20 protein-coding genes are annotated in these 25,545 nt (G+C 65.4%); 9 read left to right on the top strand and 11 right to left on the bottom strand.

The window, feature by feature from the left end:
• Nucleotides 1-94: 94 nt before the first annotated feature.
• The 3 genes from ACFQZZ_RS23300 to rimP form a co-directional block, all read right to left on the bottom strand.
• On the bottom strand, nucleotides 95-430 hold the full coding sequence (locus ACFQZZ_RS23300; RefSeq protein ID WP_378684486.1) for a YlxR family protein: 336 nt from the start codon (nucleotides 428-430) through the stop codon (nucleotides 95-97).
• A gap of 146 nt (nucleotides 431-576) precedes the next feature.
• Entirely contained in the window at nucleotides 577-1,605 is a 1,029-nt protein-coding gene (gene nusA, locus ACFQZZ_RS23305) for a transcription termination factor NusA (RefSeq protein ID WP_378684489.1), read from the bottom strand.
• Entirely contained in the window at nucleotides 1,602-2,252 is a 651-nt protein-coding gene (gene rimP / locus ACFQZZ_RS23310) for a ribosome maturation factor RimP (protein WP_378684491.1), read from the bottom strand. The genes nusA and rimP overlap by 4 nt, the downstream gene beginning before the upstream one ends.
• A gap of 297 nt (nucleotides 2,253-2,549) precedes the next feature.
• Between rimP and ACFQZZ_RS23315 the strand changes: the two genes are divergently transcribed.
• Nucleotides 2,550-3,071, top strand: coding sequence for a hypothetical protein (locus ACFQZZ_RS23315; RefSeq protein WP_378685085.1), 522 nt, complete (start codon nucleotides 2,550-2,552; stop codon nucleotides 3,069-3,071).
• A complete protein-coding gene (locus ACFQZZ_RS23320; RefSeq protein ID WP_378684494.1) occupies nucleotides 3,068-3,502 on the top strand; it encodes a ferritin-like domain-containing protein in 435 nt (144 codons plus the stop codon). Before ACFQZZ_RS23315 ends, ACFQZZ_RS23320 begins: the two co-directional genes overlap by 4 nt.
• Before the next feature lie 309 nt (nucleotides 3,503-3,811).
• On the opposite strand, the gene ACFQZZ_RS23325 is transcribed toward ACFQZZ_RS23320, so the two are convergent.
• Entirely contained in the window at nucleotides 3,812-5,563 is a 1,752-nt protein-coding gene (locus ACFQZZ_RS23325) for an acyl-CoA dehydrogenase family protein (protein ID WP_378684497.1), read from the bottom strand.
• Nucleotides 5,564-5,740: 177 nt separating this feature from the next.
• Nucleotides 5,741-7,489: a proline--tRNA ligase gene (locus ACFQZZ_RS23330; protein ID WP_378684500.1), complete on the bottom strand. Its 1,749-nt coding sequence runs from the start codon at nucleotides 7,487-7,489 to the stop codon at nucleotides 5,741-5,743.
• 58 nt (nucleotides 7,490-7,547) lie between these two features.
• Between ACFQZZ_RS23330 and yaaA the strand changes: the two genes are divergently transcribed.
• Nucleotides 7,548-8,291 (top strand): peroxide stress protein YaaA, encoded by a 744-nt coding sequence (gene yaaA, locus ACFQZZ_RS23335; protein ID WP_378685088.1) that lies wholly within the window; start codon nucleotides 7,548-7,550, stop codon nucleotides 8,289-8,291.
• Nucleotides 8,292-8,530: 239 nt separating this feature from the next.
• Here the strand turns inward: yaaA and ACFQZZ_RS23340 are convergent, their stop codons facing one another.
• On the bottom strand, nucleotides 8,531-11,623 hold the full coding sequence (locus ACFQZZ_RS23340) for a WD40 repeat domain-containing protein (protein ID WP_378684503.1): 3,093 nt from the start codon (nucleotides 11,621-11,623) through the stop codon (nucleotides 8,531-8,533).
• A gap of 333 nt (nucleotides 11,624-11,956) precedes the next feature.
• Between ACFQZZ_RS23340 and ACFQZZ_RS23345 the strand changes: the two genes are divergently transcribed.
• Nucleotides 11,957-12,223 carry a hypothetical protein gene (locus tag ACFQZZ_RS23345; protein WP_378684506.1) on the top strand — a complete coding sequence of 89 codons (267 nt, stop codon included), beginning with the start codon at nucleotides 11,957-11,959 and terminating at the stop codon, nucleotides 12,221-12,223.
• 386 nt (nucleotides 12,224-12,609) lie between these two features.
• Here ACFQZZ_RS23345 and ACFQZZ_RS23350 read toward each other — a convergent pair whose 3' ends face one another.
• The 3 genes from ACFQZZ_RS23350 to ACFQZZ_RS23360 form a co-directional block, all read right to left on the bottom strand.
• Nucleotides 12,610-13,443, bottom strand: coding sequence for a hypothetical protein (locus tag ACFQZZ_RS23350; RefSeq protein WP_378684509.1), 834 nt, complete (start codon nucleotides 13,441-13,443; stop codon nucleotides 12,610-12,612).
• A gap of 215 nt (nucleotides 13,444-13,658) precedes the next feature.
• On the bottom strand, nucleotides 13,659-15,818 hold the full coding sequence (locus ACFQZZ_RS23355; protein WP_378684512.1) for an MMPL family transporter: 2,160 nt from the start codon (nucleotides 15,816-15,818) through the stop codon (nucleotides 13,659-13,661).
• Between the two features lie 32 nt (nucleotides 15,819-15,850).
• Complete coding sequence (locus tag ACFQZZ_RS23360) at nucleotides 15,851-16,240, bottom strand: VOC family protein (protein ID WP_378684515.1); 390 nt, start codon at nucleotides 16,238-16,240, stop codon at nucleotides 15,851-15,853.
• 211 nt (nucleotides 16,241-16,451) lie between these two features.
• On the opposite strand from ACFQZZ_RS23360, the gene ACFQZZ_RS23365 reads away from it, so the two are divergent.
• Both ACFQZZ_RS23365 and ACFQZZ_RS23370 read left to right on the top strand, forming a co-directional pair.
• Nucleotides 16,452-17,366, top strand: coding sequence for a LysR family transcriptional regulator (locus ACFQZZ_RS23365; RefSeq protein ID WP_378684518.1), 915 nt, complete (start codon nucleotides 16,452-16,454; stop codon nucleotides 17,364-17,366).
• A 162-nt stretch (nucleotides 17,367-17,528) separates the two neighbouring features.
• Entirely contained in the window at nucleotides 17,529-18,260 is a 732-nt protein-coding gene (locus ACFQZZ_RS23370; RefSeq protein WP_378684521.1) for a hypothetical protein, read from the top strand.
• A gap of 513 nt (nucleotides 18,261-18,773) precedes the next feature.
• Here the strand turns inward: ACFQZZ_RS23370 and ACFQZZ_RS23375 are convergent.
• Entirely contained in the window at nucleotides 18,774-20,375 is a 1,602-nt protein-coding gene (locus tag ACFQZZ_RS23375) for a PucR family transcriptional regulator (RefSeq protein ID WP_378684524.1), read from the bottom strand.
• Nucleotides 20,376-20,633: 258 nt separating this feature from the next.
• Here ACFQZZ_RS23375 and ACFQZZ_RS23380 point away from each other — a divergent pair, with 258 nt between their 5' ends.
• The 3 genes from ACFQZZ_RS23380 to ACFQZZ_RS23390 all read left to right on the top strand — a co-directional run bounded on the left by ACFQZZ_RS23380 (nucleotide 20,634) and on the right by ACFQZZ_RS23390 (nucleotide 24,038).
• Nucleotides 20,634-22,124: a CoA-acylating methylmalonate-semialdehyde dehydrogenase gene (locus tag ACFQZZ_RS23380; protein ID WP_378684527.1), complete on the top strand. Its 1,491-nt coding sequence runs from the start codon at nucleotides 20,634-20,636 to the stop codon at nucleotides 22,122-22,124.
• 54 nt (nucleotides 22,125-22,178) lie between these two features.
• Nucleotides 22,179-23,546 carry an aspartate aminotransferase family protein gene (locus ACFQZZ_RS23385; protein ID WP_378684530.1) on the top strand — a complete coding sequence of 456 codons (1,368 nt, stop codon included), beginning with the start codon at nucleotides 22,179-22,181 and terminating at the stop codon, nucleotides 23,544-23,546.
• A gap of 78 nt (nucleotides 23,547-23,624) precedes the next feature.
• Nucleotides 23,625-24,038, top strand: coding sequence for a PPOX class F420-dependent oxidoreductase (locus ACFQZZ_RS23390; protein ID WP_378684533.1), 414 nt, complete (start codon nucleotides 23,625-23,627; stop codon nucleotides 24,036-24,038).
• Between the two features lie 21 nt (nucleotides 24,039-24,059).
• Here the strand turns inward: ACFQZZ_RS23390 and ACFQZZ_RS23395 are convergent, their stop codons facing one another.
• Nucleotides 24,060-25,544: an MFS transporter gene (locus ACFQZZ_RS23395; protein WP_378684536.1), complete on the bottom strand. Its 1,485-nt coding sequence runs from the start codon at nucleotides 25,542-25,544 to the stop codon at nucleotides 24,060-24,062.
• Nucleotide 25,545: the final 1 nt, after the last annotated feature.

The raw sequence follows: 25,545 nt of genomic DNA on the forward strand, positions 1-25,545 counted from the left end.
AGAGGTCGAGCAGTGCCTCCGCCTAGGGAAGGCGGGCCCGCACGACCTCGGGTTATCTCCGATGGACGTTCATCGTTGGTGCTTCACGGTGTGCTCATGAGTGCTCGTGCCTGTTCTCGAGGTACTTCTCCAGGGCTGAGATATCCAGATGTCCGGACACTCGTAGTGCTCTGCCGAATGCTCGGCGTCGCTCTGCTGCGGTCAAACAAACCGAAACGGGGTGCAACCAGGCACCCCGTCCGGGAAGTCTGCGTTGTGGATCGGGAACGACCGCAAAAAAATGAGAACCATTTCCTTCGGTCTCATATTCCCGCGCCACGATCCGCAACAGGTCGACGGCCAACTCTCGCTTCCGGCATCCGATGCACGTCCGCACCGGAGCTGCCGGACGCTGGAGCGTCTTGGGCTGCTGGGTGGTGCGTTCGGGCAACGAAACCGAAGGCTCGCGTTGAACCTGAGACCACTCTACCGCTGCTCCGGTCGGAACACCGAACCCCGCCCCCGCGGAAGTTACCAACATGTCATCCGGAGCGTCCGGTGTCGGGCCCATACGCGGCTCACCGCGAGCGGTGTCGGTCAACTTCGATGCGCCTCCGTTCGCACACTGCCGCCCATGTCCGGGGCCGCGTCGCTGCGAATATCGATGCGCCAGCCGGTCAGGCGGGCGGCCAGGCGGGCGTTCTGCCCTTCCTTGCCGATGGCGAGCGAGAGCTGGAAGTCCGGCACCACCACCCGCGCCGCGCGCGCCTCCGCATCGACGATGGTGACCGAAACCACCTTCGACGGCGAGAGCGCATTGCCGACGAAAGTCGCCGGATCCTCCGCGTAATCGATGATGTCGATCTTCTCGCCCGCCAGCTCGCTCATCACGTTGCGCACGCGCTGCCCCATCGGGCCGATACAGGCGCCCTTGGCGTTGACGCCGGGCACGGTGGTGCGCACCGCGATCTTGGAGCGATGCCCGGCCTCCCGAGCGACCGCGACGATCTCCACCGAGCCGTCGGCGATCTCCGGGACCTCTAGCGCGAACAGCCGGCGCACCAGATTCGGGTGCGTCCGCGACAGCGTGATCTGCGGGCCACGCGGGCCACGCGAGACGCCGACGACGTAGCACTTGATCCGGTCGCCGTGCTCGTAGGTTTCGCCGGGCACCTGCTCGGCGGGCGGGATCAGTCCCTCGGTCCCGTGCATTTCGCTGCCGATGCGCACCACGATGGTGCCGCGGGCGTTGGCGCGCGCGTCACGCTGCACGACGCCGCCGACGATGTCGCCCTCATGGGTGGCGAACTCGCCGAAGGACTTCTCGTTCTCGGCATCGCGCAGCCGCTGCAGCACCACCTGGCGCGCGGTGGTCGCGGCGATCCGGCCGAATCCCTCTGGGGTGTCGTCCCATTCGGAGATCATGTTGCCGTCGGCGTCGACCTCCATGGCCATCACCCGCACCACGCCGGTCTTCTGGTTGATGTCGATGCGCGCGTGGGGCTGGTGGCCCTCGGTGTGCCGGTAGGCGGTGAGCAATGCCGACTCGATCGCGGAGATCACGGTCTCGATCGAGATCCCCTTGTCGGCGACAATCGCGCGCAGGGCTTCGATTTCGATGTTCATTCCACGATCCCTTCGGTCGGCGAATCGGACGCTGTTACTGATTCAGGCAGTGCATCGGTCGTTCCTGGAACTTCTTCTTCCTGTCCCGGCCGCGGACGGCCGGGGGCGACTCCACCCGCAAGCTCGAGCTCACGCGCACCGGGCGGCGAGAACTCGACCTGGACGACGGCTTCGGCGATGTCGGCGAGCGCGACGCTGACCCGATGCGGGTTGCGTTTGCCGCCGAGCACCAGCGCCACCGTGCCGTCAGCGAGCGCCCCGACCCTGGCTTCGAACTTGTCCGATCCACCCGAATCAGGGGCGGGCACCCCGGGTCGTAGCGAGATCCGCACTTTACGCCCACGGGCGCGGCGCCAGTGCCGGTCGACGGTGAGCGGACGGTCGATACCGGGTGTGGTGACTTCCAGCAGGTACTCCGTCTCGCCGAAATCGCCTGCCTCGTCGAGGTGCTCGGAGAGCTCCCTGCTGAGTTCGGCGATGGTGTCCAGATCCGAAGCGTCATCGCTGTCCACGATCACCTTCACCCGAGCCTGCGCTTCCGCGTGCTTGCCGGCCGTCGAAATCTCGACGCCCTCGAGGTCGAATCCTCGGCGTTCGACGAGTCCAGCAACGAGCTGGCTCAGCCTTTCCTCGGTCGGCATCGGCATGTGGGGCGGCTCCTGGTTCAGTTGTGACGTGGCGGGAAAATTCTCTACCGAAGGTCTAGCGTAACGCGCCACGAGAGTGTAAAGGACCAGCGGCCTGAGGCAAGTTTCCTGTGCGTGCGGCGGCCGGTCCGGGGCGCGCTGGGCGGTCGACGGGTGGTCCGGGGCGCCGCGCGAATCTGGCACGATGGTGCCGTGCCCATCCGCCATTCCGCCCCGCCGCACGCCGGGTGCACCTCCGGCATTCCGCTCGACCGGCACGGGTCCGCGGACTGCTTGTCGGTCGCTCGCGGCGTCGCGATCGACCGGCGCACCGCGTTGCGACTCGCTGGTGGTGGGACAGTCGGCATACTCGCCCTCAGCGCGGCGGTCGGCTGCGCCGACGACACGATCTACGAGCCGGATCCGCTTGCCGCACAAGAGGTCCTGGCCCGCGCCGACGCCGCGGCCGCAACCGCGGCGATCGCGCTGACGCCACAGCGGCACGCCGCGCTGACCACGATCGCGAGCGAACGCACCGCGCACGCCGACGCCTTGCGCGCCGAGATCAACCGAGCAGTCGGGGTCTACGGCGACGGCACCACCCCCACGCACCGCACCCGTTCGATGAACGCGCCTGCCGACACCGGGCCGTCGCCCGCGGCGTCCGGTACCGCCGTGTCGTCCGTAGCGCCGCCGACCGTCGACCAGTTGCGGGATCGCCTCACCGATTCCCAGCAGTCGGCCGCCGAGCTCGCGCGCACCCAATCGGGCTACCGCGCAGGGCTGTTGGCCTCCATCAGCGCGGCCTGCGCCACCGAGGCAGGAGTATTGCTGGCATGACCGACGCCGAACGCCTGGCCCTGCTCGACGCACTGAACGCCGAATACGCAGCGGTGTACGCCTACGGCGTGATCGACGCCTACGCCTCCACCGAACGCGACCGCCTCGTCACCCAGTACACCGCAGCCCACCGCGCCCGTCGCGACAGCACCATCGATGCCCTGACCGCGGCAGGCGCCACGGCCCCACCCCCGAACGCCGCCTACACGGCCCCATTCCCGGTCGACGACCCGATCCCGGCAGCCAACCTGGCTGTCACCGTCGAAACCGACTGCACGGTCGCCTGGCGCTCCGTGGTCGAGCGCGCCGACACCGAGCCGGTCCGCCGCACGGGCATCGAAGCCCTCACCGAATGCGCTCTCCGCCTGGCCACGTGGCAGTCGATCCTCGGCGCCGACCCGCCGACCGTCGCCTTCCCCGGCAAGGCCTGAACGCCCTCGATCCGCACTGTCTATCGAGCTCTGTACCTGTTGCAGGCATCCGCGAGGCGTGCGGATCCGCCCCAGGCCGCCGAGCACCGCTGGCTGCGTCACCCGGGCGAGCATCCGCCGGCTCTGTACGCACCACGGGTGGCGTGACAGCCGCACCCGGCATCAGGGATCACCCCTGTTGTCGGTGACCACAGAGGTGAATTCCGAGACGACTGCGTTTCCGATCAGCTGTCGTGCCTGGTGCCGGTGGGTAGTACGGGATCGGCCGACCCCGTTGCGAGGTCGGCCGATTCCGATGAATTGCGGTGACTACGGGCGCATTTCGTAGGCACCGTCGTAGGACGCGACCTGGGTCCAGACGCGGTCGAACCGCTCACGGTCGGCGAGCGGGGTGCGCAGGGCACCAACAGCCCAGGCCTGTTGGGCGGGGGTGGCAGTGGGCTTGCCGTAGAGGGTGGTGGCGTAGGTGTTGAAGTCGCGGATCTGGAAGTCGAAGATCTGGTCGAGAACGTCGCGGTCCAGGCCGGTGATTGCGGCCTGTTCCAGGATCAGCTGGCCGTAGACCACCAGGGAGAACAGGTGGCCGATGGTCAGCATGAAGTCAAGGTCCTTCTGCTGGTCGGCGTCGGGGGCGGCCGTGGTCAGCAGGGTGCGCAGGGCCTGGGCCTGTTCGTAGAAGCGGGCCACGTTCGCGACGTCGGTGTGCTTGTCGTAGACCGGGGTCCAGTCGGCGAACTGCACCTTGCCCGCGCCACGGGCCGGGCCCTGCGCGAAGAAGAACTCGTCGTCGGCCGCGTCGAGGCGGGTACCGACCTCCGGGTAGTCCTTCGGGTTGAACAGGTAGTTCGGCATGAACTTCAGGATCTGACCGACATTGACGTGCACCGTACCCTCGAGCCGGGGCAGCGTGCCGATGTAGCGGGCGACTTGGGCGAAGTAGGTGTTCTTCTCGAAACCCTTCGCGGCGAGCACATCCAGCAGCAGCGTCATGACGGTCTCGCCCTCGGAGGTCACCTTGGACTTCGTCATCGGGTTGAACAGCAGGTAGCGGCGGTCCTCGAGACTCGCGCTGCGGAAGTAGTCGACAGCGCGGTCGCTGAACAGCTTCATCGCGGTGATGCGGGCATAGGCATCCACGAAATTCGTACGCACATGTGGGAATTCGGTGACCGGATTGCCGTAGAGGATGCGGTTGTTCGAGTGCGTGATCGCCTCGTAGAACGAGTGCTCGACCATGCCGATGCTGCCGTGGCACAGGTTGAACTTGCCGACGTTGACGGTGTTCAGCGCCGCGGAGAACGCCTCGGGGCCGGTGGAGAGGATGTCGTCGGCCGTCACCGGGTAGTTGTGCAGCGCGAAGGTGCTGACGTACAGCTGGCCGTGGATGACGTTGTCGATGAGCTCATAGTCGTCGTGGCGGCTGTCGGCGGCGAACCATACATAGCCGTCGGCGCCCTCGATATCGGCGCGGCGCGAGAACACCGAGACCATGCTGGCGACGTTGCCGTTGCCGATGTAGTACTTGGTGCCGTTGGCGCGGAACAGGATTCCCGCCTCCGCATCGGCGCTACCCGGCTCGGACGGTGTCAGCACGAGGTCGGTGTTGTAGATGTCGGCGCCGTGATCGCGCTCGGACAGCCCGAATGCCATCACCTGGCCGTCGGCGAGGTCGGCGGCGGCACGCTTCTTGGCAGCCTCGTTGTCGCTCTGCCAGATCGGGCCGAGACCGAGGATCGTGACCTGCTCGGCGTACCAATACGCGAGACCGTAGAACCCGAAGATCTCCGAAAGCGCCGCGTTGCGGGCCGCGTCCCAGCGCCGGTTCTCGTCGCCGTCGGCATAAGCGGCGGGCGTCAGGAAGGTCGCGAACAGCTTCTCTTTCTTGGCGAACTCGAGAAACTCCGACACCCATACCGCGTCCGCGTCGTCGGCAAGCAGCTGACGCTTACCTCGCGATTCGAACCACTCGATGGTGGCCTTCAGCAGTCGCCGCGTCTCAGCGTCGAACTGCTGCGGGTCGTAGGTGGCGGGGTTGAACAACAACGCATCGGTACTCGTCATGCCGGTTAACTTACCAGCGAGTAACAGCACCTCGAGGCGGGTCCGGTCCAGCTGTTCCAGCAAATCCTGCCTACGGAACCGTAGGTATGACCGCTCGCGTCGGTTGGTCGCCGCGCCCGGACGCGGAACGGCCCCGACCGAGTAGCTCGATCGGGGCCGTGTGCATCCGACGCGTCGTTACCCGCGAACCTTGGCGACAATCGCCTCGATGGCGGACTCGGCTGGGACCTCGACGCCTTCGCCGGTGAACCGGTCGCGGATCTCGACCTTGCCATCGGCCCAGCCGCGGCCCACGACCACGACCACGGGGACGCCGATCAGCTCGGAATCCTTGAACTTCACACCGGGCGAGGCCTTGCGGTCGTCGAGGACCACCTCCAGGCCGGCCGCGTCCAGTTGTGCGGCAACATGTTCGCCGCCCTCCTTAGAGGACTCGTCTTTGTTGGCGATCACCACGTGCACATCGAACGGGGCGACCTCACGCGGCCAGCGCAGGCCCTTGTCGTCGTGCTGCTGTTCGGCGATGACGGCCACCATCCGAGACACGCCGACACCGTAGGAGCCCATGGTCAGCCGCACCGGCTTGCCGTTCTCGCCGAGTACATCGACATCGAAAGCGTCGGTGTACTTGGTGCCGAGCTGGAAGATGTGTCCGATCTCGATGCCCCGCGCGGCGACCAGCGGGCCCGCACCGTCCGGTGACGGGTCGCCGTCGCGCACCTCGGCGGCCTCGATGGTGCCATCGGGGGTGAAGTCGCGGCCGGCGACCAAGCCGACGACGTGCTTGCCCTGACTGTCCGCGCCGGTGATCCAGGCGGTCCCGGTAACGACGCGAGGATCGACCAGGTAGCGAACCCCGTTGTCCTGCAGCGCCTTCGGGCCGATGTAACCCTTCACGAGGAAGGGGTTGGCCGCGAAGTCGGCCTCGTTGAGCAGCTCGACCTCGGCGGGTTCGACGGAAGCGCCGAGGCGCTTGTCGTCGACCTCGCGGTCGCCGGGGATGCCGATGCCGAGGATCTCGGTCTTGCCGCCCGGGTGGCGCAGCTTCACCATGACGTTCTTCAAGGTGTCGGCCGCGGTGACCGGGCGGTCGAGGACGCCTGCCGCGTTGGCCCAGTCGACCAGCGTCGCAATGGTCGGCGTGTTCGGTGTGTCGTGCACGACCGCCGCTGGCTGTCCCTCGATGGGCAGCGGATCGGGGGCGTGCGTGACCACCGCTTCCACGTTCGCCGCATAGCCGGATTCGAGACACCGCACATAGGTGTCCTCACCGAACGGGCTGTCGGCGAGGAACTCCTCCGAAGCGCTGCCGCCCATCGCGCCGGACGTGGCGGCGACGATGACGTAGTCGACCCTCAGTCGATCGAACATGCGCTGGTAGGCGTCGCGGTGTGCGTTGTAGCTCGCCTTCAGTCCGTCCTCGTCCAGGTCGAAGGAGTAGGAGTCCTTCATGGTGAACTCACGCCCACGCAGGATGCCCGCACGGGGACGCTCCTCGTCGCGGTACTTGGTCTGGATCTGGTACAGCGTGACCGGAAGGTCCTTGTACGAGTTGTATTCACCCTTCACGGTGAGCGCGAACAGCTCCTCGTGGGTGGGGCCGAGCAAGTAGTCGGCGCCCTTGCGGTCCTGCAGCCGGAAGAGGCCGGGACCGTACTCGGTCCACCGGTTGGTGGTCTCGTACGGTTCGCGCGGCAGCAGCGCGGGAAGCGAGATCTCCTGGGCGCCGATGGCGTCCATCTCTTCCCGGACAACGTTCTCCACCCGGCGTAGCACCCGCAGGCCCAGCGGCAGCCACGAGTACACACCCGGGGCGACGCGGCGCACATATCCGGCGCGGACGAGGAGTTTGTGGCTGGGCACCTCGGCGTCGGCGGGATCGTCGCGCAGGGTACGCAGGAACAGGCGGGAGAGGCGGGTGATCACGGAACGACAGGGTAGTCGCTGGCCGGACGATGTTCGCAAGGCATTACCGTATCCGCTCGTGCTGGTGCTGCTGCCTCCTTCCGAAACCAAGTCCGACGGTGGTTCCGACGCGCCTCTCGAGCTGGCGTCGTTGGCGATGTCACAGCTCACCCCGGTGCGCGACCGCCTGATCGACAAGGTGGTCGAGCTGGCCGCCGACCCCGGCACCGCCCGCACCGTCCTCGGTCTCGGCAAGGGGGCCGACGCCGAGATCGCCCGCAATGCGGGCCTGCGCACCTCCCGCACTCGGCCCGCCCTGGAGCGCTACACCGGCGTCCTCTACGACGCACTCGACGCGCGCGCCTTCACCAAGGCGCAGCGGGCCAAGGCCGATGCCCGCCTCGCCATCGGCTCCGCACTGTTCGGCGCTGTCCGCGCCACCGATCCGATCCCCGCCTACCGGCTCTCCGGTGGCTCCAAACTCCCTGGCCTACCCACCCTTTCGGCCCTCTGGCGCGACTCGCTGCCCGACGCGCTGCACGCCGAAGCCGCGGGCGAGCTGGTCATCGATCTCCGCTCGGGCACCTACCAGCAGCTCGGCCGGGTCCCCGGCGCAATCACCGCCAACGTCCTGACCGAACACCCCGACGGCACCCGCACCGTGGTGAGCCACTTCAACAAGCACCACAAGGGCCTGCTGGCCCGCGCTCTGGTCCTCACCCGCGCCGATCCCACCGACATCCGCGCCGTCGCCCGCATCGCGACCAAGTCGGGCTTGAAGACCGAAATCGCCTCCCCTACAGAGCTGTTGATACTCACCTGAGGCGATGCGCCCGAATCTCGATCATCGCGATCCGGGCCAGTTCGGCGGTGAGGTTTCGCGCGGGCTCGAGTTTCGTAGCGGGCGCGGGCGGTCGGGGTTCGGAATAGGTGTGGCTGTTGGGCCAAAGCCTGGAGTACGGCTGTGCGGCCTATACGAAAGAGCTCGTCGGGGACGTGGTGGCATTCGGCGCGGACGGCTGCGGAGTAGGCGGCGTAGCCGGGTTCGTCCGCGGCATCGGATCAGATCGCTCTCAAATCTACGTCGATCCGCGCGAAGCCAGCCGGGCCGCCGACGAACAAAGCGGGAGTCGCGGGATCGTTCGTTGCCGCCATCGCATCAACGCGGTCCGCCAGGCACACTATCGACAGCTCCGTCCCCAGCACGGTGTCCCATAGGCCCACGGTCCCGTCTGTACTGCCAACTGCCAGTAGCGGATCGGCGTCGCGTCGTTGGATCGCGACCATCGCGGTAACGGGACCGTATCGGTACTGCAGCTGACCGATCGGAGTGTCTGCCAACGCATCCCATATCCACACTGACTCGGCTGTGCCGACCGCGATGAGGACTCGGCCGCTGGCCCGACCGACAACTGTGATCGCGCGTACGTCACCTTCGCACGTGAAGTTGTGGACCACAGTGCTCGCTGCCGGGTCCCACAACCACACATATTCATCGACACAGATGGCCAGCAGAACACTGCCATCCGGCAGCGGCACTTCGGCCAGCAGAGCCTGACCATTTCGGTGCCCGATCGGCACGTCCACGTCTGCAACTCGGCGCGTTGCCAAATTCGTCACCGCGATTCTGCCCGCACTGCTCGCCGCCAAGAATACGGTTCCATCCGGCATCCGCAGAATTGCGATCGTCGAGATCTCGCCCAGCACAGCACGAATAGGGCTGCCAACCGGGGTGCCGGACAACGGATCACGTAACCGGACACCGTCATCGTCACCGGTAGCCAGCAGCACCTGACCGTCTGGGAGATGTACTGCGGCGATCGCCGAAGATCGCCCCTGTCTCGGTGTCGCCGTACCTTGCGAGATACCGGTCACCGGATCCCACCAGCCGACGCGACCGAATGAACCGGTGGCCAGCAGCACACCTCGATCAGGAAGGGACAGCACGGCAAATGCAGTCACGCCCGGCCGGTGCCGCGCATCTTCCTCCAAGCCGACACCAGCGCGGCCGCCAGTCGGATCACTGAGCCATACGGTGTCTTGGCTGGCGATGGCCAGCAGCACACGGCCGTCCGGCATGGGCAATGCTGCGAGCGCTTCGGCCCACTCAGGATGCGGTGGCCACGGCTTCCCGATCACGTCGCGGGAAACCGAATCCCATAGTTGGACACCATCGGCCGTGCTGACGGCGAAGACAGTTCGTCCATCGGGCAATGCGATCGATGTCGCGCTTGTCGAGACGCGGGGTTCTGTGATGCGGGCCGCAGGTGACCGAGCCTGCATCAGGTCACCTGACAGTGGATCCCAAAAGTGCATTTCCTCTGCGAAGTATCGGACAAAGCCGAGCACCGCTCGCCCATCGTCCGCATACGCCGTCCATAGTTGCCAAACCCGTCCGGGGACTACCGGTTCGGTGCTCACATTGTCCGTGAACGGGTCCCACGTCCAGACTCCGTCCTTGTCGCCAATGGCGAGTAGTATCCGGCCATCGCCGATCGGAATGGCCGCAAGCGCCAGCACTGCGCGACCGGATTGCGCCCACAGCTGACCGATCGTGGCACCGGTAACCGGATCGAGCATGACAACACCATCCCGGGCAACCGCCAAGAGGGAACGCCCATCCAACAGCGGCACGCTGGCGAGGTGGATGTGCGCGCCGTACCGGTCCCTGACAATAGGTTTAGGGACGCGGGCCAGAATGTTGCCTTTCGGAAGTCGCCAGGAAGCCCACCGGGAGCGCAGCGGTAGTGACATACGTTCCAGCGGGCGCGGCAATTCGATTTCCGCTGCAACGAGAGCAAATTGCAAGGTTGCCTGTCGGGCACGGACGTCTTGATCTGCCAAGAACGGCTCAACACGCGCCCACGCCGTCAAGCCATTCTCACCAGCGTCGCCGAGCGGGAGCCCGAGCGCCGTACGCACCACAGTTCCGTTGTTCCACGGTAGGAAGGCAAGCGGAATCGTCTCGGCAGTGAGGGAGTCGCCGCGACGTGCATGCTCGATGAGATAGCTCTGCACATACGGATGCGGAGGCGTCTGCCCGCTCGAATCGAGCGAGGCGGCAAGAGCGCGCGCAATCTGCCGATTGAGCAGACTCGGCGCTTGGAACGGTGACTCCGGGAAGTCGAGCGCGACAGGAAGTAGGTGCTGCGCGTTGTCCCGCATGGTCTCGGCCAGGCGTTCGTGGCTGGGCCGATACACCATCCGACCGGATTCCTCGTCGGTGGTGAAGTAGCCGCCCAGCCGCCCAGCCAGGATAGTTTCGATGAGCTCGCCGACCCTTGGCAGGCCTCGGCCCGCGACCCCCGCGGCAACGGCGGGCCATACATCAGCGAAGGGCAGTCCGCGCCCGAGGGCAAACGCGGTCGCACGCATCACCGGCAGCAGTGATTCGACGTCTTCGCCGATATCCCGTGCGACATCGATGAGGTCGGCGCGCAGCAGCGAAACGGTACCGTCGGCCAAGGTCCCCAGCCACTCCTGGTCGTCGAGTCGCTGTCGGTGGGGAGACTCCCGCAAGCGCTGCCCCGCCAGACGCGCATCCAGAAATGAAGGGGTGACCGTCGCAGCTACGATTTCGGCTGCTCGGGTCCGCTCCAAGTGGAGGTCTGCACTGCTGTACCGCCCTGTTGCGCTGAGTAGTTCGTCGATGTAGGACGCGATGTCCGCGGTGACGGTTGGCGCCTCGTCGGTTCGAACCACCTGCAGGGGCTGCTCGATCAACATTCGACCGATCAACGCAAGCAGTGTCGGCCCGGAATCAGGTTCGGAGGCGATCATTTCCGAGCGGGAGCTGCGCAATCCGATCAGCATCCGGATCAGTGGCCGCCCATCGGCGTTTCGCAGGCGAGCCATCGGCCCGATGACCTCGACGACCAGACGTGCGGGATGCGCAGCCTCATCTACACCGTCGACGACGATGGTCCGTGGCGTAGCCGCAGCGGTCAGGAAGGTCAAAAGATGCCGCACGCTCGATACATTGATCGGTGCGGGTTCGGAGCCGCCGAGTAGCGTATACAACTCGGCGCTGAAACGGTCGATATCGCTGTTGCGAGCCAGAATCGCCGCATCGATGGACCCGGGCTCCGGTAGCGCATCGGCGGGAATGACGGCAACCAATTCGGCGTTCTGCTGCCGGAACCTGATGTCCGACAAGGTGACCGCTCTGGCTAGGATGGCTGACTTACCGGAACCGGCTGCACCAGTGACGATTAGGTGCCCGGTCGTCCCATGTAGGAAACCGACCACAGAGCGCATGAGGTCGGCTCGACCAGAAAAGTACCACCCGGCATCATTGCTGTGTACTCGTCCGGAGGCTCGGGCTACCCAATATTCGTCGACGACAGCGCTGGTCAGTGCGACCTGCTGTCGCGCAGAGTCCACGACGTCGCGGTGCGGCCGAAACCCTGGATTGGGTAGGCAGAGCATAGTTTCGGACAGTGCAGTGTGGTTTCGCGGCCATACAGTCAACGGTTCGAGCAGCTCTCGATGTTCGAGCAGCACTGCAGAAATCTCGGTCTGAAACTCGCTCAACGTCAAATACTCGCTCGTGATCCCAGCACGAGTGCGAAGCCTTTCGTGCACGTAGCGCAGCAGTTGAGCGAACTCACCGATCCGAGGCTTGGCGTCGAAGTCGGCGCTGGTTATGACGGCGATCGTCTTGTGTTGCTGCCGCTGTGGCGACAGGTCTTTGCGCAGCTGGGCCCACTCGGCGTCGATCGCTCCGGCATAGCAGGAGTCGACAAGGACGAGTAGATGTTCTGCATCCGTGTCCAGTATCTCGGACAACAGGTTAGATGTTCGGTAGCGGGTCGAGGGGCGACACGGATCGCTGTCGCTGACAAGCAGATAATGGAACCCACTCCCGCCCTTCATTCCATGACCGGTGATATAAATGATCACGACATCGCTCGTGCCGAGTTCAGTGAGCCCCTCCGATTCCAAGAATCGGCCGATGACACGTTGAGTTGTCGGGTAGGCCGCGGTGTGGGCGAACACGCGGTCGCCGAGGTCCGAGTCAGCAAACCAGCCGACCACAGCCGTCACCTGGTCGTCTATTCCCGCACCGAATGACGATGGCTCGTCCGGATATTCACGCGCGGCGATGGTAATCAGGCGCCTGGTCCACGCATCCCCTCCGTTCATCTCCCCGGGTGCCCCGTCTCGACGCCATCAAGGATCGCTCGGGCCGTCACCCGCTGCGACAGGTATCTGGTCAGCGAATGCGGGTCGGCCCGGCCGTTATCCACCTCGACGTCGACAGCCTCGGGGGTAAGTCCCCGTCCAGCAGTGACAACATCCCACGGATCGAACACATTGGTCCACACGACGTTCGGCGCCAGCACCCCAGAGTGCTGCGTCGCCAACGCTGTCTGAATCGTCCGCCACGGCAAAGGGGAACCGATCGTCACAAACGTCGTGATCTGTCCGGCGAGCCCACGACGCAAGATGTCGAAGCCAACCACGCTGCCGAGCGAATGCCCGACCAACACCCTTGCATCGGAGGCGATTCCATGTGCTACCGCTTCCCGGATCACTGCACCAGCCCCGGTTCGGAAGAGGTACGCGTAGACCTGACGTAGGTTGCCGATCAACAACGAGCTCCGTCCGCCTCCCCAGCGACGGTCGACCGATGCCAAACCCCGCAGCAGCGCTGGCGGAATCACTGCAGGTGGACCAAGGTTCCCCGAGCTGGCCATAGGCTCACTGCTGTCGGTACTTTCGGTGATTTCGGCTATCGCGTCGGCCACGAACTGCAATTCGTCCGGATCTCTGATCGGCTCGTCATCGTCACCGAGATAGGCGGAGCCGTCCCTGAACAGGAACCCGTAGTACGGTGCGGCGAATGTTGGCATCTCTTTCCCGAATCCGGACGCGCTGAGACCGATCCGCAGCGCATCCGACCACAGCTTCAGCTGCCGACCAGGATTCGACCCCTGCTGGGCAATCCCATGAATTCCCACCACCAGTGCCACAGCTCGGCCTCCCACCTCAACGGCAACAGACCCAAATCCTAGGGTCCGCAGCTGCTCTCGGAACAACTATTCGAGGCAGGTGACTTCACAACTCCGATGCATTGAATCGACGCCACCCAACCGTGGCCGATGAGCTCGGCCAGCAGCCGGCAGCGGGACTACAGATACGGCCCATGAGCGGAATTCTCCGCTCATGGGCCGCAATGATTCAGTGTTCAGGACGTGGGCTGCAACGTCGGCCGGGTGGATTCGTCGTCCCAGTCGGCATATTCCGACCGGTACGTCGACTCACCGCCCATCCGGCTCGGCCACCACACCCGGCGGCCGAGCAGTGCCGTGACAGCGGGCGTGAAGAACGTCGCCATGACGAAGGCGGCGATGGCGACACCGACCGAGATGGCGAAGCCGATCTGCGACAGAACGGTGTTTCCCGCCAGCATCATCGACGCGAACGATCCGGCAAGAATGATGCCCGCGGCCGCGATCGTGGGAGCCGTGTGCCGCACGGCCAGCGCTGCCGCCTGCTTCGGGTCGTGGCCCTCCTTCGCCTCTTCGCGCAGTCGGGCCACCATCAGGATGTTGTAGTCGGTGCCGAGCGCGACCACGAACATGTACATGATCACCGGGAGCGAGAAGATCAGGCCCGAATTCCCTTGCGCCTGCTGGAAAACCAGCACCGCTGAACCGAGAGTGGCCGCGAAGCCGAGACCGACCGACACCATGAGATACCACGGTGCGATCACGCTGCGCAGCAGCAGTGCCAGCACGATCGCGATCAGGATCGCGGCCACCGGGAACACGACGGTGTAATCATGGTTCATCGCGTCCTTGAAATCGACGAAGACCGAGGTCATTCCGCCGACCACTGCCGTGGCTCCTGCGGGTGCGGCCGCATGCGCGGTGTCGCGCAATGGCCCACGCACGGTGGCCAACGCCGCATCGGAGTCGGGTTGCGCGGTGAGAGTCACCTGGAACTCGGCTACCCCGCGATCGCTCGACAGCCGCGGCTCACCCACCTGCCCGACGCCGGGCGTCGCGGCCAGTTCGGTGCGGTAGACGCCCAACTGCTCATCGGCGAGCCCGGCCCCGGATTGCAGGTACACCAGCGACGGCTGGGTCGCCCCAGCGGACATGCCCTTGAGCAGTTCCTTTCCGTAGACAGCGGATTCGGAGGTATCCGAGGTCGAGCCCGAGGTCAGATCGAAGGTCGGGTGGAAGCCGAAGGCGGCCGCGCCCAGCGCGACGAGCACACCGCCGGAGACGACGGCGGCTGCGGCGGGCCGTCGCCCGAGCGCCGAGCCGAGCGCGCTGAACAGCACTCCACGCGGCTCCCGCTGCCACGATTTCGAGGGCCAGAACACCTTCGTGCCCAGTAGCGAAACGATGGCAGGGATGAGGGTGAGTCCGGCCAGCATGGCGACCGCCACCGCAATGGCCAGCGCCGGGCCGAGCGCCCGGAACATGCCGAGCGTGGACAGGGTCAGCGCGAGGAAGGCGATGATCACCACGCCCGCAGCGGAGGTGATGGCCTCGCCGACCCGGGTGACCGCGCTGATCATGGCGGTCTTGGGATCCTCACCGGCGCGCAGCCGCTCCCGGTACCGGAACATGAGGAACAAAATGTAATCGGTTCCGACACCGAACAGTACGACGGTCAGCAGCGAGTTGACCGAGCTGTCCATCTTCAGGTCGAATGCCTCGACCGCTATGGCGATCAGTCCGCCGACGGTGCTGGAGATCGCGCCGATGGTGACGATCGGCAGCAGCGCGATCACCGGGCTGCGGAAGATGATCAGCAGCAGCACCAGAATCAGCGCGATGGTGGCCGCGCCGATAATGGCCATACCCTTCTCGCTGGATTCGGTCTGATCCAGCAGCTGGGCGGCCGTACCGGTGATACCGGCCTTCAGGTCGGTACCGTCCACCCGTTCACCCAACGCCTCGCGCAGCTTCTTCACCGCGTCGGTCTGCGTTTTGTCGGTCGGGTCGGTGACCTTGGTCATCTGCACAGCGATGACCTGGATCATCCTGTTATCGGCGGGCGGTGTGGCCTGAATGCCGTTGATGCCCTTGATATTCGCGCCAGACAGCTCCCCTGCGATTGCGGTGACGATCGCCGAGTCAGCGGCGGTCAGGGCTGTGTCGTCGGCGCGCTCCACCACGATGAGCGCGGCAGGTGTCACATCGTTCGGAAATGCCTGCTGCTGGAGGTTCATTGCCTGAACCGATTCATAATGTGACGGCAGGAAGGCGGATTGATCTGTGGTGGCAGTGAGCGTCGGCGCTGCCGATACCACCGCGATGGCGGCGAGTATCCAGACGACTATCACCTTCCACGGGTGACGGACGGCAATGCGCCCGAGCCGAGCGAACATGGGGTGAGTCCTTTCGAAGAAAATTGTGAAAATCAATGAGTGGTGCCGGCCGGTGGCGACCACTCGGTCAGCTGCACTTCCACACCATTGGGGTCAGTGAGCTGCAGAAGCCATTGACCGCCCGGCTCGCGGCGCAGGGGAACGGTGATAGGTGCGTGCGCTCGAAGCAGCCGGTTCTGCTCGGTGACGATGTCGGTGACCGCGAACGACATCAATACCCCGGTCGGTCCGGGGCTCGCCGACGGCGGCAGCTCTGGATCACGCTGCAGCAAAACGACTTCGACGGCGCCATCGTCACGTTCGAGGCAGGCGAAGTCCTCGCTTGCCACCAGTTCGCGAAAGCCGAGATGGGTGGTGAAAAACTGACAGGATGCCGCGAGGTCGGCGACGCTCAGCGCGATCGCCGAGCCGACGATATTCATTCCATGGTGCCCTCCTGTGTGAACTGCGTCCGTACATCCGGCCCGCCCGACCGAATCGGCCGGTCAGGAAAGTGTCGAAGTTTGCGCAGTTCAGAACAATGGCGAAGTACGAATGGCCGATTAACACAGGGGTTTACGAACGCAAAGCAGGCCCGCGAGCGAACACTGTGCGCATCTGTGCGCACAGCGTCGGGCTAGGCTCTCGGCGGCCGTGAGCGAGGAGGATGCGGTGGAGTTGCGTGATATCGAGATTTTTCTCACGCTCGCCGAGGAACTGCATTTCGGCCGAACCGCAGAGCGGTTGCACGTGTCACCCGCGCGGATCAGTCAAGCGATCAAGAAGCAGGAGCGCGGCATCGGCGCGGATCTGTTCGAACGCACCAGCCGCACTGTGAAGCTGACGGCAGTCGGGGAGCAGCTCCGCCATGATCTGCGACCGATCTATCGAGATCTGCACGAGAGCGTCGCGAGGGCGCGATTGTCGGCGCAGGGCAAGACCGGTGAACTGCGCATCGGCACGATCAACTTGAACTCTTACGAGCTGCGAGTGTTCTGGGATGCGTTCAGAACCCGATGTCCGCAGTGGGGCCTGCGGATTCGGCACAACGGCTGGTCCGGCCCGTTCGAACCGCTACGGAACGGGGATATCGACGCTCTCGTCACCTGGCTGCCGGTAGAGGAACCGGATATCACCGTCGGACCTGTGGTTTTCGCCGAGCAGCAACGAATGATCATGTCGGTCGAACACGCTCTGGCCGAACGAGATTCGGTGTCAATGGAGGATTTGGGCAACTATCCGACCATTACGGGCGGAGTAACCGTGCCCGACTACTGGGAGGACGCGTATCTGCCCTTCTACACACCGAAGGGGCGATCGGTGGGGAAAATTGTGCCGGTGGCCAATATGGAGGAAATGCTGGCGGCGGTGAGCCATGACGGCGTCATCAACACCTTGGCCGAGCACTTCCGCCGCTATTCGACGGGCGTTCGTCCCGATGTGGTCGACCGGCCGATCCGCGACGCACCGCTGCTGCGCTGGGGCCTGGTGTGGCGCTCGGACGCCGAGGACGAGCGGATTCGCGCACTGGCCGACGTGATCCGTGACCTCGGTCCGCTGACCTTGTAAGCAAATGGCAGCCCAGAGGCGAATTCTCCTGGTGCTCGACAAATTCGGATGCGCCCCGCCGGGACCGTCTGTACCGTGGCATCGGCGGCCCACTGGGGGATCCGAAAACAGGAGCCGCACAACGAGTGTGACGGCGCCGGATAGTGCCGCGGGGAGGTCGATATGACGAAACTGAATCAAATCATCGCTGTGGAGAAGGGGATCAAGAGCGACGCCCTGCGTCAGCTGGGCGAGACCCACACTTCGCTGCAGAAGCCGGGGCTGCTGGCCGGCATCGCTCGCACATACCAGCCGAAAGACGAAGAGGGCGAGCAGCTTCCGCCGGAGTCGACACGCGTGCAGGTGACCTCCGAGGAGGTGCTGCGGCAGACCGCGGCCACCCTGACCCGCCTGTTCGACGTGACGGCGACGAAGGACTGGGCGAACACCGAGGCCGATGCCGACGTCAGGGTGGACGGCGAGGTGCTGCTGTCCGCGGTGCCGGTGTCCTACCTGTTGTTCCTGGAGAAGCAGCTGGCCGACCTGTACGCCTTCGTCAAGAAGCTTCCCGTGCTCGACGCGGCCGAGGTGTGGTCGTTCGACGATTCGTCCGACACGTGGCGTACCGATGCCGTGCGCACCATTCGCACCAAGAAGGTGCCGCGCAACCACGTGAAGGCCGAGGCGACCGAGAAGCACCCGGCGCAGGTCGAGGTGTACTACGAGGACATCGCGGTGGGTTACTGGACCACCGTGAAGTTCTCCGGCGCACTGCCTGCCCGTCGCATCAACGAGCTGGCCGGGCGAGTCGAAAAGCTGCAGCAGGCAGTGAAATTCGCCCGCGAGGAAGCCAACGGCACGCAGGTCACCGATCGCAAGACCGGTGACGTGGTCTTCGGCTACCTCTTCCGATAGTTCAGGTCGGGGCGGATACCCGCCCCGACCCCACAAACTCCCCCGCCTGTGTGCGGGGGAAGCGCACAGAGCGCAAACTCAAACTGAAGATAAGCCTGAATCACACGGTGTCAGTGCGGGGTTCGAATCCCGCTCCGGGTACACGCCCGGATAGCCCAATCGGTAGAGGCAACCGTGACGAATCTCAGACTCTCGCTCCAGCATGAGTATTCGCCGCCGATCACCGGATCACGAGGAAAGGACACGGAGCGACGAGGTGCGGGTTCAACCCCCGTTCTCCCAGCCACGATGGGAGATGGTCCAAACGTAGGACGCGTCGCGGTGAGTTTGATCCGATCCCATCGATCCCGGTGCGCGAATTGGGTGGCATTTCAGGAACCCGGGGGCAGGCTAGACCCCCGGGTTCTCACCCCGCCTCTCCGCGTATTCAGTCCGTACTGAATAGGTGTCGCTCGATTTGCGTCCAGGTCCTGCGTCAGGTGCATGGCCGGGGTCAGGTGCGGCCGCATCGGCTTACAGTTCGTCGGCATTCGCGGTCAGATCTCGGATCAGCAGCGCGGTGTGCAGCGAGGTCCGGGATTCACCGTCCTCGAGATCCACGTCGAGGATGCGCTCGATGCGGGCCAGCCGGTCATACAGGGTCGGTCTGCTGATGTTGAGCCTGCGTGCGAGTTCGGTCTTGTTGCCCGCCACATCGAGGAATTGCCGCAGGGTGCGGGTCAGGTCGGCCGCGTGCCGAATGTCGTAGCGCAGCAACGCACTCAGCTCGGTCTCGGCGAAGCTCTGCACGCCGGGTTCATTGCGGATCAGCGAGAGCAATCCGCGCAACCGAACGTCGCCACCGCGATAGAAGACCCGAGGTGCCGACGTCTCCAGCGACAGCGCGACCTCGGCGACATGCGCCGCGTGCGCGAGCTCGCGCGCGGTGTCCAATAGCGAATCCGATTCCGCGCCGACACCGATGACGACCCGCTGCACACCGTCGACGCGGCGCACCTCGGCCGCGATCGCCGAGCAGACGGCGCGTAGGACATCATCGAGGTCGGCGGTGCGCGGGACGGCGAGGATCATGCTGACCCGATCCCCGTGATCGGCGGCGGTCAGCGCGGTGGCTTTCGCCAGCCCGAGGCCGTGCGTCACCGCGTCGAGCACACCCGCGCTGCGGCGCTGCCTGGCGACCTGATCCGTTTCGTCGAGCGCGGCGACATCCATCGCCAACGGGACGTAATTCGCCCGGCGCGCAAGCAAACCCAGCGCCGCGGCCCTGGCCTGCGCGTCGCGCTCGTCGAGAACCCTGCCGTTGACCATGTCGTCGATGAGGCCGGTCTGCGCCTGCCGGTGCAGACCGAATCGGTCTTTGTCGATCATCCGATGCAGGGTCAGCGTTTGTGCGGCACGCTCGAGCACCATGCGCGCCCGCGGTGTCGGCACTCGGCTGGAGCGCAGGATCAGCCTGCCCCACCGCTGGGTGTGCGGACCGACGGCCACCACATCCCAGCCTTCGGGCAGCATGCGCGAGGTGGTCTCCCAGTTCTCCAGGATCGCCGAAGTAGTGGTGTGCCGCGCGGACAGCGCAAGCACCCGATGAGAAAGATCCTCGAGCACCACCGAGTAGTCCAGCATGCCCGCCGCGGTCTTGACGATCTCCGACAGCGAGGCGCGCCGGACGCTGAGTTCGGTGAAGGTCTCGTGCACCGTCCTGGCGAACTCCAGCTCGGCGTACTGGTCGGCGACGATCACCCGGTGCACCGCCTCGGTGATCTCGACGAACCTGGTGATTCGGCGCAGTGCGATCACCGGCATTCCGAGCGCATCGGCGGTGGCGGCGACCACCGGCGCCAATTCCGGGACCGCGTCGCCGAGCTCGACGACCAGGCCCGACACACCCGCGGCCGCCAATGCCGACAGATAGTCGACCGTCGCCGCATCGCCGCCGCTCAATGCCGGTCCTGTGGTCAGAATCAGCTCACCGCCGACCAGCAGCTCGGCGACATCGGGCAGATCGCTGACGTGCACCCACCGCACCGGACGATCCAGCGATCCCCCACCGACGACCTGCGGCTCCCCCGCACGCACCACCGGCATGGCCAGCACATCGGCAACGGAGAGCAACACCGACGAATCGTAATACGAAAACGCAAATCACGTACAGATCGTCGGCCTGCGGATGCCGATTCATGCGGAAGAGTCGAGACCGGACAACTTCAATCCGGCGCATGCCGGGATCCGGCAAACCACGAGTGCGGACACCGCCCCGCGCGCATTCTGGATCCCGGCGTGCGCCGGGGTGACGATCGAACCCACGGGATCGCGCCAGGGCACCGACGCCCGGAGGCAGTACACACCGACGCTCACGGATCGAATCGAGGAGATATGCAGACAATCGCGCATTGGGTCGACGGCAAGGGCTTCGCGGGAACAAGCGCGGCGACCGCACCGGTGACGAATCCCGCGACCGGTGTGGTGACCGGGCAGGTGGCGCTGGCGAGTGTCGAGGACGTCAAGGCAGCCGTCGAATCCGCGACCGCGGCGTTCCCCGCGTGGCGCGACGCCTCGCTGACCCGGCGGACCCAGGTACTCTTCCGGTTCCGTGAGCTGCTCAACGAACGCAAGGAGGAGCTGGCCCGGCTGATCACCGCCGAGCACGGCAAGGTGCTCTCCGATGCGCTCGGGGAGGTGACCCGCGGCTTGGAGATTGTCGAATTCGCCTGTGGCATCCCGCATCTGATCAAGGGTGGGTACACCGAGAACGCCTCGACGAAGGTGGACATCTTCTCGATCCGTCAGCCGCTCGGGCCGGTGGCCGTCATTTCGCCGTTCAATTTCCCCGCGATGGTGCCGATGTGGTTCTTCCCGGTCGCGATCGCCGCCGGAAACACCGTGGTGCTCAAGCCGAGCGAGAAAGATCCGTCCTCATCGCTCTGGATGGCAGAGCTGTGGCATGAAGCAGGCTTGCCCGCAGGCGTTTTCAATGTGGTGCAGGGCGACAAGGTCGCCGTCGACGAGTTGCTGGACAACCCGGACATCAAGGCCGTCTCGTTCGTCGGCTCGACCCCGATCGCGAAATACGTCTACCAGCGCGGCACCGCGAACGGCAAGCGGGTGCAGGCGCTCGGCGGTGCGAAGAACCACATGCTGGTGCTGCCGGACGCGGACCTGGATCTGGCCGCGGACGCCGCGGTCAACGCCGGTTTCGGCTCCGCGGGCGAGCGCTGCATGGCGATCAGCGTGGTGCTCGCGGTCGGCACAGTCGGCGACGAGTTGGTCGCCAAGATCGCCGAACGCGCCAAGACGATCAAAACCGGCGACGGCACTCGCAACACCGACATGGGCCCGCTGGTGACCCGCGAGCACCGCGATCGCGTCGCCACGTACATCGATGCGGGCGAATCCGCGGGAGCCACGGTTGTTCTCGATGGCCGCGGCGTCGAAGCCGATGGCGAGGCGAACGGATTCTGGCTCGGGCCGACAATTCTCGATCATGTCGGCACCGATATGAGCGTGTACACCGACGAGATCTTCGGTCCTGTCCTTTCGGTGGTCCGGGTCGACACCTATGACGACGCGCTGGCGCTGATCAACTCGAACCCCTATGGCAACGGCACCGCGATCTTCACCAACGACGGTGGCGCGGCCCGGCGTTTCCACAACGAGGTGGAGGTCGGCATGGTCGGCATCAATGTGCCCATCCCGGTTCCCATGGCGTACTACAGCTTCGGTGGTTGGAAGAACTCACTGTTCGGTGATTCGCATGCGCACGGCACCGACGGCGTGCACTTCTTCACCCGCGGCAAGGCCGTCACCAGCCGCTGGCTCGACCCGAGCCACGGTGGACTCGAATTGGGCTTCCCCCAGAACAAGTAACGCCCGCCGAAGCAGGCAATGCCCATAGATCAAGTGACGCAGGAGAACTCGCCGATGACTCTGCCCAACGGATTGACGCCCGACCAGGCAAGGCAGGCCGCTGCCCGCGCCTATGAACTCGACCGCCGCCACGTTTTCCACTCGTGGGCGGCACAGGCGCAGATCAACCCGATGACCATCACCGCCTCGCAGGGTTGCTATGTGTGGGACGGCGACGGCAACAGGCTGCTCGATTTCTCCTCGCAACTGGTCAACACCAATATCGGCCATCAGCATCCGAAAGTCGTTGCCGCGGTGCAGGAGCAGGCGGCCAAGCTCTGCACCGTGGCACCGCAGCACGTCAATGCAGCGCGCTCGGAGGCCGCGCGGTTGATCGCCGAGCGCACGCCCGGTGCGTTGAACAAGATCTTCTTCACGAATGGCGGCGCCGACGCCGTCGAGCACGCCGTGCGGATGGCGCGGCTGCACACCGGCCGCTACAAGGTGCTGGCGCGCTATCGCTCGTATCACGGCGGTACCGAGACCGCGATCAACCTCACCGGTGATCCGCGACGCTGGCCCAACGACCACGGCAATAGCGGCGTGGTGCATTTCTTCGGGCCGTTCCTCTATCGCTCGCAATTCCATTCGAGCAATGAAACCGAGGAAACCGAGCGCGCTCTCGCGCATCTCGAGCAGACCATCGCGTTCGAGGGACCGAGCACCATCGCCGCGATCATCCTCGAATCCGTCCCGGGCACAGCGGGAATCATGGTCCCGCCGCCCGGCTACCTGGCCGGGGTCAGGGCGCTGTGCGACAAGTACGGCATCGTCTTCATCGCCGACGAAGTGATGTCAGGCTTCGGCCGGACCGGAAAGTGGTTCGCGATAGAGCATTTCGAGGGTGTCGTCCCGGATCTGCTCACCTTCGCCAAGGGTGTGAACTCCGGATATGTGCCGCTCGGCGGCGTCGCGATCAGCCCGGCCATCGCCGCGACCTTCGACGATCGACCGTATCCTGGCGGGCTCACCTACTCGGGACATCCGCTGGCGACGGCCGCGGCGGTAGCGACGATCAACGCGATGACGGACGAAAGTATCGTCGACAATGCCGCCGACATCGGTGCGCGAGTACTCGGCCCCGGCCTGCGGGATCTCGCCGAGCGTCACCCCAGTATCGGTGAGGTCCGCGGCGCGGGTGTCTTCTGGGCTTTGGAACTCGTCCGTGACAGGGCGACCCGCGAACCACTCGCGCCCTACGGTGGCACCAGTCCGGCCATGAACGAGGTCGTCGCGGCCTGCCGCGCCGCGGGCCTGCTGGTGTTCGTCAACTTCAACCGCCTGCATGTGGTGCCGCCCTGCATCATCAGCGAGGGCGAGGCGAAGGAAGGTCTGACCATCCTCGATCATGCGTTGCTGGCGGCCGACCAGCACACCGCCTGACAGTCGACCGGGGTCTGGCGGCACCACTCGAGCACCGTCTATGGAATTCCCGCCGCCCGAACGCGGTTTCAGTAATGCGTGACCCCTACAGTTGTGCTTTCCGATGACCTGAAGAAGTACCTGGACGAGTCGAAGGTGTTCGCGACCGCGGCGACCATCGGACCCAACGGGCAGCCGCACCTGACCGTCATCTGGCTGAAGCGTGACGGCGAGGACCTGTTGTTCTCCACTACCGTAGATCGGCAGCAGGGTAAGAACCTGGCCCGCGATCCCCGCATCACCGTGATGATCAATCCGCCGGAGAATCCGTATGTGTATGCGGAGATTCGCGGCACGGCGACGTTGACGCCAGATCCCGACAAAACGCTGCCGAACGAGCTGTCGCACAAGTACAGCGGCCTGCCCTACCTGGAATTCAATCCCGCGTCGGTCAACGATGGACCCCGCGTCATCGTGCGCGTCACCCCGCGCAAGGTCGCAGGCCGCTTGTAACTCGCATAGGGCGCGGCAGGCTCAGCCCTGCTGGGCCTCTTCCTGCGCGTGCTGCGCCTGCGCCACCTCAGCGGGGGTGTAGCGCAACGTCAGTGCGATGAGCCCGACGAGCAGGGCGCCGATCGCTGCGACGAACAGCACCAAGGTGTAGCCACTGCCCAAGGCATCGAGTTCGGCGGTCGTCATGCCGGTGGGGCTGCCGGTGCGGCCCCCGAGTGCCAGCGTTCGCGAGGCCGCCACCGGAGCGAGCAGGCCGATCGCGATAGGCGTGCCCAGGTTGAGGAACATCTGGCCGACCGCGGAGAGCGGGCCGATATCGTCCGGCGCCACACCGACGAGCACGCACAGCGGGATCAGCACGATCGCCATGCCGATGCCCAAACCGATCACGACGAACAGGATGAGCAGGGTCGGCAGGTACTGCACACCCCGATCGAGCGTCGAGCCGAACACCAATCCGGCGACCAGAATCGCCGCCCCAATGCTCAACAACCATCGTGGTGCGACGGTCATCGCCAGTTTCGACGACAGGGCGGTACCGATACCGGCGCCGATGGTGAACGGGATGAAGGCGACGCCTGCGACCAGCGGGCTGTAACCGACCACATTCTGAATGAACAGACCCGCGAAATAGGTTGTCGCACCGAGCACACCGCTCGCCAAGATGATCGCGGCGAAGGTGGCGACCCGATCGCGATGGTCGAAAAGGGACCACGGCAGCAGCGGATTGTTCACCCAGCGTTCGGCGAAGACGAAGGCGACCAGCAACACCGCACCCGCTACCAGCGAACCGACGATGATCGGGCTGCCCCAGCCGAATTCGGGTCCTTCCGTCGCCCCGAACACCAGGGCGGCACACGCGAGCGTGCCGAGCACCGCGCCGCGCACATCCAAGGAGAGCCGCTGGTGGGTGGTGTCGCGCAGCCGATACACCGCACCGAGGATGATGAGCGCGCCGATCGGCACATTGATCAGGAAGATCCATCGCCAGCTCACCTCGGTCAGCGCACCGCCGATCACCAACCCGCCGACCGACCCGACGGCCATCATGGAGCCGAAGATCGCGAAAGCGTGATTGCGCACGGTTCCCGGCGCGAACGTACTCGCCACCAAGGCGAACGCGGTCGGAGCAGCGAGTGCCGCTCCGGTGCCCTGGACCGCGCGTGCGGCGATGATCATCGCCTCGTTCTGCGCGAGCCCGCACAGCAGCGAGGCCAGCGTGAACAGCGATACCCCGACGATGAACATGTGTTTGCGGCCGAAGGAGTCACCGATCCGACCGCCGAGGAGCATCAACCCGGCCAGCGGCAGGCCGTAGGCGGTGACCATCCAGGCGCTGCCGGAACTCGTCAGCCCGAGCTCGTCCTGTAGTCGTGGCAGCGCAAGGATCACCACGGTGCCGTCGAGCACCACCATCAACTGCAGCCCGCTCAGCACGAGGATGGCGAGCCCGAAGGCCCGCTGCGTCACCGGATACTGCACCGTCGCAGCGGAGTTATCGAGCACG

Origin of the sequence: Nocardia sp. GCM10030253, assembly GCF_042675075.1 — a bacterium.
GTDB lineage: Bacteria > Actinomycetota > Actinomycetes > Mycobacteriales > Mycobacteriaceae > Nocardia.